The organism is Corticimicrobacter populi, assembly GCF_003123725.1.
GTDB lineage: Bacteria > Pseudomonadota > Gammaproteobacteria > Burkholderiales > Burkholderiaceae_B > Corticimicrobacter > Corticimicrobacter populi.
In genome coordinates, this window is record NZ_QETA01000006.1 from 238,211 (window position 1) to 250,708 (window position 12,498).

6 protein-coding genes are annotated in these 12,498 nt (G+C 64.0%); all 6 read left to right on the forward strand.

Annotation, left to right across the window (positions count from 1 at the left end; all coding sequences use genetic code 11):
* Nucleotides 1-82 precede the first annotated feature (82 nt).
* The gene (locus DD235_RS14150; protein WP_109062740.1) at nucleotides 83-1,249 is read left to right on the forward strand and encodes an ABC transporter substrate-binding protein; all 1,167 of its coding nucleotides are present in this window, start codon (nucleotides 83-85) and stop codon (nucleotides 1,247-1,249) included.
* 26 nt (nucleotides 1,250-1,275) lie between these two features.
* On the forward strand, nucleotides 1,276-2,112 hold the full coding sequence (locus DD235_RS14155) for an ABC transporter permease (RefSeq protein ID WP_109062741.1): 837 nt from the start codon (nucleotides 1,276-1,278) through the stop codon (nucleotides 2,110-2,112).
* 69 nt (nucleotides 2,113-2,181) lie between these two features.
* Nucleotides 2,182-2,964 (forward strand): ABC transporter ATP-binding protein, encoded by a 783-nt coding sequence (locus tag DD235_RS14160; protein WP_109062742.1) that lies wholly within the window; start codon nucleotides 2,182-2,184, stop codon nucleotides 2,962-2,964.
* A complete protein-coding gene (locus DD235_RS14165; protein WP_109062743.1) occupies nucleotides 2,961-3,422 on the forward strand; it encodes a tetratricopeptide repeat protein in 462 nt (153 codons plus the stop codon). The genes DD235_RS14160 and DD235_RS14165 overlap by 4 nt, the downstream gene beginning before the upstream one ends.
* 346 nt (nucleotides 3,423-3,768) lie before the next feature.
* Nucleotides 3,769-5,418 carry a ShlB/FhaC/HecB family hemolysin secretion/activation protein gene (locus tag DD235_RS14170; RefSeq protein WP_109062771.1) on the forward strand — a complete coding sequence of 550 codons (1,650 nt, stop codon included), beginning with the start codon at nucleotides 3,769-3,771 and terminating at the stop codon, nucleotides 5,416-5,418.
* A gap of 61 nt (nucleotides 5,419-5,479) precedes the next feature.
* On the forward strand, nucleotides 5,480-12,498 hold a 7,019-nt coding region (locus DD235_RS14175; protein WP_109062744.1), incomplete at its 3' end, for a two-partner secretion domain-containing protein.

The following is a 12,498-nucleotide window of genomic DNA, read 5'->3' on the forward strand; positions in this document are numbered from 1 at the left end:
ATATTTATTGACCAAAATCAATGCGTGCTAGCCTGCTGGCTGAATTCGATATTCGATCATATTCATCAGCGGAGAATCATCCATGTCGTCCGGTTTCCAGCGTTCCGAACCGAATACTGCGCCTGCGCGCCGTTACCTCAAACTTTATGTCTCAACCCTGGTTGCCCTGGGCGTGGCCGGCGGCAGCGTGCTGCTGCGCACACCGGAGGCTCATGCCGCCACGGATGCATCGGCTGCCGTCTCGACCGGACCGTCTCAGGCCCAGGCACTGCCCGAGATCAATCTGCAGCTTTCTCCCTGGTCGGTGATCGCACGCGAAAAAGGTTTCTTCGAAGAAGAGTTCGGTCGCATCGGTACCCAGAAGGTCAACCTGATCGCCTCGGGCGCAGCCGAACTGCTGGGGGCCGAAGCGGCTGCCGTGGGCGGGGGGGCCATCGCCATTGCGCAGCGCATGATCTATCCCGCGACCGTGCATCGCGCCAACGGCCTGGATGGCGTGATCATCTGGGCGTCGGAACCGTCCAACCGCTATCGCGCGCCGATCCTGGCGCGGGCCGACAATGACAGCATCAACTCGGTCGCCGACCTGGATGGCAAGAAATTCGGCAGCAGCCGCATCAGTTGCTATTGGTCTTCGCCTTTCGAGATCCTGACCAAGGCAGGCCTGCCATTCGATTCTCGCAACGAGCGTGGCCGCGTGCGCTACGAGTCCATCGACAACAGCGCGGTCGCCATTTCGGCCGTCCTGTCCGGGGCGACCGATGCCACCACCGCCCACCTGGCGGCAGGTGCCTTCACCGGAGCCTGGCTGTCGGGCAAGCTCAAGGTCGTGGCCCAGTCGCCCGATGACGGGGTCTATGTCAACAATGGCGGTCGGGTCACCTATTTCGCCCGTCGCGACTTCGTGGATCGCTATCCCGACGTGGTCAAGGCATTCCTGGCGGCACGCGAGCGCACCCGCGAATGGGCGCTCGACAATGTCGACGAGGCTGCCGAGATCGTGGCGCGCGAAACGCGTGTGCCGGTCAATATCGCCAAGTTCCAGATCACGCATCCGGGTCAGTGGGAGTTCATGGCTGGCGAGCCCAATGCCGAGCGTGCACGCCAGGCCATCAAGAATTTCCAGGAATGGTATGTCGCCAATGGCGATGACATTCTTTCCGAGCGCCGCCTGAGCGACGACCAGGTGGATGCCTTCATCGATGGCCGTTTCTTCGTGGGCGGTGACTACTCGATCTACCGCCAGTAAGCGCGGATACGCAACAGGGAGCGGACATGAGCACAGCCGTCCAGACCATCGACCAGGCCCGCCTCGGCCTGCCCAGCACACGTTCCGGGCCGGCGCGATCACGGTGGCGCAGGCAGAACCTGATCGGCCTGATCCTGCCCGCTGCCATCCTGCTGCTATGGCAGATGGCGTCATCGCAAGGCTGGATCGACAAGGTGTTCCTGCCCGAGCCGAAAGTGGTGGTGGCGTCTTTCTGGGACATGTTGCTGCGCCAGAATCTGGCCCTGGATTTCCTGGCCAGCCTGAGCATCGTCGGCCAGGCTTTCCTGTACGGCACCATCACGGCCGTTGTGCTGGGCGTGGCCGCCGGTCTGTCGCAGAACGTCGAGCGTTTCCTGGGGCCGACGTTCGACACTATCCGCCATGTGCCGGGTATCGCCTGGTTTCCGTTGATCGTGCTCTGGCTGGGGCTGGGCGCACCGGCCAAGATCCTGGTGATCGGCAAGTCGGTGTTCTTCCCGGTATTCCTCAATACGCTGCAGGGCATCCGCAATGTGGACAAGAGCCACATCGAGCTGGCCCGGGTGCTGACGCTCACGCGCTGGCAACTGGTGCGGCAGATCATCCTGCCGGCCGCCATGCCCAACATCATGGTGTCGCTGCGCTATGCGGCCGGGCTGGCCTGGGCACTGGTGGTGGTGGCCGAGGGTCTGAGCGGGCTGGAAGGGCTGGGGTTCCTGATCTTCCGTGCCCAGGGCCTGTTGCTGACCGACCAGTTGCTGGTCTGCATGGTGATCATCGGTCTGGTGGGATTTGCCATCGATCGCGGCATGTACCTGTTGCAACGGCGCGTATTGCGCTGGAAGCAGGGCTACGACGGTTGATGATGGCGGGCGGCGATCGGCCCCGGTCGCCCCGACAAGAGACTATTCAGGACTGAGGGAGCAGTAATCATGAGTCAGAGCGGGCGGCTGGAAATCCGCAATGTTTCCAAGAAATACGAGGTCGAGGGCCGCGCCAGCGTGCAGGTGCTTGATCGGGCCAGCCTGACGGTAGAGGCCGGCGAGTTCGTCTCCATCGTCGGCCCGAGCGGGTGTGGCAAGTCCACGCTGCTGAGACTGATCGTTGGGCTGGATGACGAGTACGAGGGCGATATCCTGCTGCACGGCGACCGGATTGCCGGTACCAGTCTGGCGCGTGGCATCGTGTTCCAGGATCACCGCCTGCTGCCGTGGCTGACCCTCGAGCGCAATGTGGCGCTGAGTGTGCAGAACTCCACGCTCAATCCGGCGCAGCAGGCCCAGACCGTGCACGATCATATTTCGCTGGTGGGGCTGGGGGGATTCGAGCAGGCCTATCCGCACCAGTTGTCGGGGGGCATGGCGCAGCGTGCAGCCATTGCGCGCGGTCTGGCCAGCCGTCCGGAGATCCTGTTGCTGGACGAGCCGCTGGGCGCGCTCGATGCGCTGACCCGCATTCGCCTGCAGCAGGAGTTGCTGCGCATCTGGCGTGTCGAAGGCGTGACCATGATCCTGGTCACGCATGATGTCGACGAGGCCATTTACCTGAGCAATCGGGTCGTGGTCATGAACGCCAATCCGGGCCGCATCGTCCGGCAGATCGAGATCGACCTGCCGGCCCCACGAGATCGGGCCAGTCATGCCTTCGTGTCGATCAAGCGCGATATCCTGGCAGCGATGGGTGAATACGCTGGCCTCGAGCAGGAGGCGGCATGAGCCGGTTCCGGCTGAGCGCCCTGGGCGTGGCGCTGGTGCTGACCACCGGCAGCGTCTGGGCAGCCGATACGGCACCGGTGTCGGATCTGCCCGACATTTCCCCCATTCGTGCCCAGATCTATGCGGGTGATTATGCTGCAGCCATCGAGGCGCTGTTGCCACTGGCACAGGAGAACAGCCACCCCGATCTGTTCAATCTGCTGGGCTTCAGCTATCGCAAGCTGGGGCGCTACGACGAAGCCGGCAAGTGGTATCGCGAAGCCCTGTATTTCGATGGCACACACCGACCGGCACTCGAGTACCAGGGCGAACTGTTCATTGCCACGGGCGATATCGAGGCCGCACGCAAGAATCTGCATTATCTGCAAATGCTGTGTGGTCAGCAGGGGTGCGCGGAAGTGGATCAACTGACGCAGGCGCTGGCAGATGCGGGGCATGGTGCGACGCAAGTGCGCTGAGCTTGCCTACACGGAATATGTCTCGAATGGCCTGATTGAGTATCGAAAATTTTCTGTCGATCTGGCTGGAATGTTCCGTTGACGTCTTCAATTTTGATTTGGCCGGGCCTGTTGCAAAGCAGGCCTGTTACATTTAATCGCACCAAAAAAGAGCAAACACGATAAATTCCCAATTGGAGTTGCATAGTTAAAATATATATAAACAATAGTCTGCCTGTATTCATTCAGGGCAGCGCTGAAAATGACAATACAAAAATCCAGGGTGCTGCGGGATGGGCGGCGCTATGCTCGGCTGTTGTTGGCGGCCAGTTGTGTCGTGGTGGCCTTTGGTGTCCAGGGGCAGGGAATGGGCTCTGTCGGGATGGGGCTGGATGCCCAGGAGCAGGCCCGGCAGCAGGAACGTGAGCGTGCGCTGCGCGAAGCGCAGGAGCGCACGCCGGACGTGCGCCTGGAGTCGTCGACTGCGACTGATAGGGCTGCCTATTTGCCGGTGGCCGAGCAGCCTTGCTTTCCGATCGAACACATTGCCCTGGAGGGCGAGTCCTCGGAAGATTTTCAATGGGCCTTGCGGGCGGCTGATCGGCCTGACGATCCAGCCATTGGCCGCTGCCTGGGCGCGCAAGGCATCAATCTGGTCATGGCCCGGATCCAGAACGCAATTGTCGATCATGGCTACATCACCACGCGGGTCCTGGCCTCGCCGCAGGATCTGGCTCAGGGAACGCTGACGCTGACGCTGCTGCCTGGCCGCATTCGAGCCATCCGTCTGGCCGAGCCTGCCGACCCGCGCGCACGGCTCTGGAATGCCCGGCCGATGGCACCCGGCGACTTGCTTGACCTGCGCGATATCGAGCAAATGCTCGAAAACCTCAAGCGTGTGCCTACCGCCGATGCCGACATCCAGATCGAGCCGGCAACCGGCGATGATGCGCTGCCTGGACAGAGCGATATCGTAGTTCGCTACGGACAGGGCTTTCCCTGGCGGGTGGTGGCGTCGGTCGATGATGGCGGGACACGCGCCACGGGCAAGTACCAGGGCAGCCTGACGGTATCCTATGATCATTGGTGGACGCTCAACGATCTTTTTTATGCCAGTCTCAGCCATGACCTGGGCGGTGGCGAGTCGGGCCGGCGTGGTTCGCGTGCCGATACGCTGCATTATTCGGTGCCGTATGGCTACTGGCTGTTTTCGGTCACGGCCAGCCGCAACCGCTACTATCAGTCCATTGCCGGCCTGAACCAGACCTATGAATACAGCGGCGAAAGCCGCCAGGCTGAATTCCGCCTGTCGCGCCTGTTATGGCGCGATGCGAGCAACAAGCTCAGCGCCCATGTGCGCGTCTTCAAGCGGCGTTCGCGCAACTACATCGACGATACCGAGATCGAAGTTCAGCGACGGGCTACGGGCGGCTGGGAGGCTGGGTTGTCGCATCGGGCCTACCTGGGCCGGGCCGTGCTCGATGCCAGCCTGGCTTACCGTCATGGCACCGGGGCGTTTGGTGCCCTGCCCGCGCCCGAAGAGGCCTTTGGCGAAGGCACGTCGCGTTTTCGACTGATTACTGCCGATCTGAGCCTGGGGGTGCCGTTCCAGCTGGGGCCTCTGCGATTGCGCTATGCCGGACTGTGGCGTGCTCAGTTCAACCGTACGCCCTTGTCACCGCAGGAACGCTTTGCCATTGGCGGACGCTATACCGTGCGTGGTTTCGATGGCGAGTCCACGCTGATGGCAGAGCGTGGCTGGCTATGGCGCAACGATCTGGGGCTGGCGCTGGGCAACACGGGCCAGGAGTTCTATCTCGGCGTGGATGCCGGACGGGTCGGTGGTCAGTCGGCGCAATGGCTGCTGGGGCGTACGCTGGTCGGCGGCGTGATTGGCGTGCGTGGTGGCTGGCGTGGTCTGCAGTATGACTTGTTCGGTGGCTTGCCGCTGCGCAAGCCTGATGGATTCCAGACGGCTAGCAAGACAGCCGGTTTCAGTCTCAGCTACCAATTCTGAAAACGCAGCATTTTCCGGGCATCTGGTCGCAGATCGGTCCAGGTGCGAACGGGGCAATGACATGAATAAAAACCTGTACAAAGTGATTTTCAGCGCAGTGCGCGGGCAGCTCATCGTCGTCGGTGAAACGGCACGCGGCCTTGGTAAGGCGGGCGGGCGTACGACGCAGGGCGCTGTCGTGCTGGCCGGAACATCGATGCCGTTTTTTCGCCTCGGCCTGTTATCAATGGCGATCTTGCTGGCACTGGCGGTTGTGCGTCCGGCTGAGGCCCAGATCGTGGCCGATCCGGCGGCACCCGGCAACCAGCAGCCTACGATTCTGCAGGCACCCAACGGCGTGCCACTGGTCAATATCCAGACGCCCAGCGCGGCAGGGGTCAGTCGCAACGAGTATCGCCAGTTCGATGTGCAGGAGCAGGGCGCAATCCTGAACAACAGCCGCCGCGAGGCACAGACCCAACTGGGGGGATGGGTGCAGGGCAATCCGTGGCTGGCGCGCGGCGAGGCGCGTGTCATCCTGAACGAAGTCAACAGCAGCGACCCCAGCCACTTGCGCGGCTATGTCGAAGTCGCTGGCCAGCGCGCCGAAGTGGTGATTGCCAATCCGGCTGGCGTGCAGATCGATGGCGGCGGCTTTATCAACGCCAGCCGAGCCACGATCACGACCGGCCAGCCGATCCTGCAGGGTGGCAGCCTGGAGGGCTATCGCGTACAGCGTGGCACGATTGCCATCGAGGGCAAGGGGCTGGACGCCAGCAGTACGGATTACACCGGCCTGCTGGCGCGGGCAGTCGAAGTCAATGCCGGGGTCTGGGCCAACGACCTGCAGGTCATTGCGGGGGCCAGCGAAGTGGCTGCAGCCGGCTCTGCAGTCGATACGGCGCGGCCTGGGCAGGGTGATCCCGCCACGGGGCCGGTATCTGGCTATGCGCTGGATGTCGCGGCGCTGGGCGGCATGTATGCAGGCAAGATTGCGCTGGTGGGCACCGAGGCGGGCCTGGGCGTGCGCAACGCCGGGCGTATCGCCGCCAGTGCTGGGCAGGTGGCCATTTCGGCTGATGGCAAGCTGTACAACCAGGGCCAGATACTGTCATCCGGCGGCGAGCGCGCCGATATCGTGGTGCGTACCTCGGGCGAGGCGCGCAATGCCGGGACACTCTATGCACAGGGCGATGCCGTGATCCAGGCCAGTAGCGATATCGTGCAGGATGAGCAGGCCGTGCTGGCGGCCCGTGCCGATGTCCGTTTGCAGGCACGGGGCCAAGACAGTCGTATTGTTGCGGCGCGAACCTCGGCACTGGCCGCCGGCATGGAGGTCGATGGCCGCCTGGCGGTGCAGGACCAGGGCAATCTGTCACTGGAGGCTGATGGTGCGGTACAGGTTCAGGGCCAGATCCTGGCACAGGCCAGCCTGTCGGTACAGGGCAGCGAGATTGATATGCGCGGCAGCCAGAGCGGTGCGCGTGATATTGCGCTGCAGGCTCGCGCAGGTGATATCGATCTGTCGCAGGCGGACACCATCGCCCGTGACGGTGCAGCGTTGCAGGCTACAGATACCGTGATCACCGCGCAAGGCCAACTGGGTGCCAACCACATCACAGTGCAGGCACAAAACCTGGACAACGCAGGTGGCCGCATCGCGCAGCGCGAGGCCCGGACCTTGCATCTGGAGCTGCCCGGCACGCTGGACAATCGCGATGGTCAGATCGTGACGGCGGGTGATCTTGATATCCGCCTGGGAGGCGATCTCGACAATCGCGCCGGCAGTCTGTATGCACAGGGTAACAGCCATATCGACAGTGACCGCCGCGTGCGCAACAGCGGCGCGATCGCCGCACAGGGCGATCTGACGCTGGCCACAGAGACGCTGGAAAGCAGCACCGGCAGCCTGCTGGCCGCAGGTGTGGATGGCACAGGCAGGTTTGTCGACGGCGCCCGCACATTGCGCGCCGAGGCACGGCAGGCCGCCCAGGCGCAGGGACAGACCGCTGCCAGCGGCAGCGTCACGCTGGCGGGCGCCAGCGTGGACGTGCGCGGCGGCCAGCTCAGTGGCGCAGCAATCGAGATTGTGGCCGAAACAGGCGACATCGATGCGCGTGAAGCCACGCTGTCGGCGCGCGACCATCTGGCTCTGCGCACGCAGCAGACACAACGGCTGGATCATCGCGGCGGCCAGATGCGCGCCCGCGACATCGAGGTCGATACGGGAGTCCTGGACAACCAGTCGGGCCGTATCGCTGGGATTGAAAGGATACGCATCACGGCAGGGCAGATCGATAACCGCGAAGGTGTCGTCGCGGCTGGACAGGCCATGGCGCTGACTGCCGCCGGCATCGATAATCGGCGTGGTGCCCTCCAGGCGGACGAGGCCCGTCTGGCGGTGGCGCAGCGACTCGACAACCGGGATGGGTTGGTGTCAGCCGACGGCGTGTTGAACCTGCATGACCGTGATGCGGCAGACGTGCAGCAGCGCGCCCTGGCGGTGGACAACCGCGCCGGTGCCTTGTTGGCTGGAACGCGTCTGGACATTGCCGCCGCCCGCCTGAGCGGCGATGGGCAGGTGCTGAGCTCGGGCGATCTGGCTGCCGATCTCAGTCAGGATTATCAGCATGAAGCGCAGGGACAACTGCAGGCCAATGGTGCCGTGGCGCTGACCAGCGCTGGCCGGATCGTCAACCGGGGTGAACTGGCCGCCGGCGACAGCCTGACTCTGCGCGCCCGCCAAATCGACAACACGGCGCAGGGACGCCTTCTGGCCGACAAGACGACGCTTCACGTCCTTGACCGGCTGGATAACCGTGGCTTGATCGATGGTGCTCACACACGTATCGATGCTGCCCATCTCAACAACACCGGTACTGGCCGCATCTATGGCGACGAGGTGTCGATCCGAGCCGACCTGCTCGACAATACCGCCGAAACCGTTGACGGCGCGACGACCTCGGCGGTGATCGCCGCACGCGAGCGCCTCGACATCGCCGCAGGCACCTTGCGTAACACAGGGCATGCCCTGGTGTTCAGCGCCGGAGATATGGCTGTCGGCGGTATGCTCGATGCGCAGTATCGGGCGACCGGTCTGGCGGGCCGGATCGACAACGTCGGGGCCACGATCGAGGCACTCGGTAACCTGCGGCTGGGCGCTGCGGCGCTGGAAAACGCCAATGCCGATTTCAGGACGACGCTGGAGCAGGTTGCGGGTCCCGAATCGCTGCTGTATATCCAGCCGCGTGGCAGCACACTCAAAATCCTGGCTGAGAATCTGCGCTGGGAGGGCTGGAGCCGGGCAGGCCAGTATCGCTTTAAAACAGATCCGCCCGACAACGATAGCGGTGTGCTGGGACTGTCGCCGGTGCCACGCGTAGGCGAGCAGGATTGCACAGGCGATGAGGCCAGCGAAGTCTGCACCCCGCTGGCGGGGGCGGACTACCCGAGCCATGATCCGGCCTGGAGCTATTTCAGCCTGCCAGCACCGGCCGCCGCACCGCCCAGGCCAACCCTGGCGCAGCCGACGGCACCCGATCCTGCAGGCCAGACTGCCTGCGCAACAGGGGCTGGCTATGATGCCCAGGCGTGTGGCGTGTATGAGGCGGCATGGGACACGTATCGCGCCGATCAGCAGGCTTATGATCAGGCCTGGGCACAGTATCAAACTGACCATGCGCAATGGCAGGTTGAATCCGAGACGCGCTACGAGGCGTTGGATCAGGCAATCGCAACCTACAACAACCGATTCGCGGGTAACAAGATCCGTGACTGGACTCAGTATGCAGTGACGCGTACCGAGTACGAGACTCAGGTGGCGGTCTCTGACCCAGGCCAGATTCTGGCCGGGGGCGCATTGCGTCTCGAAGGCGGTCATCTGGTCAACGATAAGAGTCAGATCGTCGCAGGCGGTGCGCTCGAAGGGGACCTGGAAAGGCTTGACAACATCGACGCCGAAGGCGTGCATGTGGTCCATGAGGAAGGCACCAGCCAGTACACCTACAGCCGCTGGCGCGGCGGCTTCAAGCGTTACCACCAGCGCAGGTGGGGCGATCGGGTGGCCTATTTGCCGGCTGATGAAGTGACCAGTATCACGTTGCCGGTTACGCGTGCCGAAGGCGACACGCAGGCCCAGGGCAGCGGCTATGCGCCAGACGCCCAGGCCTCGGGTGGACGGGTTGATGATGGCAGCCTGACCGTTGAACTGGCAGCGCTGGGCGAACGCGTGACCGAAGTGCAGGCGCATGCCGGACCGCAGGCCGCCGTCGAGACCGCACGCGACCAGGCCGCTGCCGCTCTGGCCCAACAAGCGGGTGCTGCGGGTACCGGCACGCAGACACCGGCGCTGATCCGCACCGTAGCATCCGACACTCAACTACCGGATGCCGGCCTCTATCGCCGTCAGCCTGATCCTGCCGCCCGCTACCTGATTGAAACCGATACCCGCTTTACCGATTATCGCCAGTGGCTGAGTTCAGACTACATGCTGGCGGCGCTGTCCAGCGATCCGACCCGGATGCAGAAACGGCTGGGAGATGGCTTCTATGAGCAGCGCCTGATACGCGAGCAGATCAGCCAGTTGACCGGCAGGCGCTACCTCCAGGGTCATGCCAGCGACGAGGAACAGTATCGCACCCTGATGCAGGCCGGTCTGACCTATGCGCAGCAGTGGGATCTGGTGCCGGGCGTGGCGCTCACGCCCGCGCAGATGGCGCAGTTGACCACTGACATGGTCTGGCTGGTGGCGCGTGACGTGACGCTTGATGACGGCACGGTGCAGCGCGTGTTGGCTCCGCAGGTCTACGTGCGGGTGCAGCCGGGCGATCTGCGGGGAGACGGTACGCTGATCGCGGCTGACCAGATCGACCTGGCGCTTGGCAGCGATCTGGTCAACAGCGGCACGATCGCTGGACGCAGCACGGTACGCATTGCCGCCGACAACATCCACAACGCAGGCACCATTCAGGGCCGCGATATTCTGCTGGATGCTCGCGCCGATCTGGCACTGCTGGGTGGCCAGGTACTGGCAGGCCAACAACTGGCTGCGCTGGCCGGGCGCGACCTGCACCTGGAGAGCACCGTGCGCAGCGATGCCAATGAAGCGGGCGCATCCAGTTTCAGCCGCACCAACCTTGATCGGGTCGCCGGGCTATATGTGCTGAACCCGGATGCGCAAGGAACTCTGGTGGCCAGCGCCGGTCGCGACCTGACCGCGTTGGGCGGGGTGTTCTCGCACGCTGGCGTACAGGGCGAGACGCGCGTGCTGGCCGGGCGTGACTTGACGTTGAGTGCCGTGACCGTGGCGCAGGATGAAAACAGCGTGGCCGACAGCCGCAACTACCTGCGCCAGGGTAGCCGTCAGGATGTGGGCAGCCGTATTGAAACGGCAGGCGACGTGCGCTTGCAGGCCGGTCAGGACGTACGTACCGTAGCCGCCACCATCAGCAGCGAACGCGGGGCGTTGGGCGTGGCTGCAGGCCGTGACATCGATCTGCAGGCAGGCCGCGATGCGCAATACCTTGACGAGGCCCATTATCACAAGCACAGCGGCACCCTGGGTAGCTCCTCGGTGGCGACCCGCGACCAATTGCGCAGTGATACCGCGCAGGGCTCCCGCCTGAGCGCCGAGACGATTGCGCTGCAAGCGGGCCGCGACATTGGTATCGAGGCCGGTCAGATTGCCGCCGATGGCGACCTGTCGCTGCGCGCCGGGCGCGACGTGGCCATCGAGGCCGGGCAGGACTTCCACGACGAAAACCATTTCAAGGAAACCAAACGCAGCGGCCTGATGTCCAGCGGCATCGGCTTTACCATCGGCAGCCGCCAGCTCAGCACCGACCAGGACAGCACCCAGGCCAGCGCTGCCGCCAGCACCGTCGGCAGCGTGGCGGGCGACGTGGCGATCGTGGCCGGTGGCCAATACCGCCAGACCGGCAGCGACGTACTGGCGCCTGACGGCGACGTGCTGATCGCCGCGCAGGACATCGCGATCACCGAGGCGCGTGACACCTGGCGGCAGACCCAGGAGACGAAATTCAGGCAGAGTGGTCTGAGCGTGAGCGTGACCTCGCCGGTGATCAGCGCGGTGCAGATGGCCGATCAGATGAAGCAGGCTGCCGGCCATACCGGGGACGCCCGCATGCAGGCCCTGGCAGCCGGTGCGGCAGCGCTCAATGTCTACAACAATGCAGGGGCCATTGCGGATTCAGCCAGTGCGCTGGCCAATGGCAATCCGGCCCAGGCGGGCATCGGCATCAGTGTGACGGTCGGCAGCAGCAAGAGCAGCAGTTGGCAGGAAATGCGCGAGGATCAGGCCAGAGGTTCCAGTGTGCAGGCAGGAGGCGATGTGAGTCTGGTCGCAACCGGTGCCGATGCAAAGAGCAATATCCTGGTGCGCGGCAGCGATGTGACAGCCGGTGGTGATGCAACCCTGTTGGCGCAAAATGATATTCGCCTGCAGGCTGCACGCAACAGTGCAAGTCAGGAGAGCAGCAGCAAAAGCAGCAGCGCAGGCGCGGGCGTCGCCTTGACCTTTGGTCAGAATGGCATGGCCGCAGGCGTGACCGTCAGCGCCAGCCGTGGACGAGGCAGCGCTGATGGCCGCGATACCACCTGGACGAACAGCCATGTGCGCGCAGGTGAGACAGCCACGCTGATATCAGGCGCAGATACCGTGCTGCAGGGGGCTCAGGTAGCAGGCGAGCGCGTGCGCGCCAGCGTGGGAGGCGACCTGACGATCGAGAGCCTGCAGGAGACCAGCACGTACAAAGGGCGTGACAGCAGCATGGGCGGTAGCCTGACAGTAGGCGCGGGCTTTGCGGCCAGCGGCAGCTACAGCCGTGCGAAGGCCGAAGGCGATTACGCCAGCGTCAATGAGATCAGCGGCATCCAGGCAGGCGCAGGCGGATTTGATGTCGATGTGGCAGGCCACACAGACCTGAGAGGCGCGGTGATTGCCAGCGCCCGTGAGACGGTGGAGGCGGGCCGCAACCGGCTCTCGACAGGCACGCTCAGCGCCAGTGACATAGCCAACCACAGTGATTACAAAGCCAGCGGCATCAGCCTGGGCGGCGGGTACAGCCACAGTTCGGCAACTGG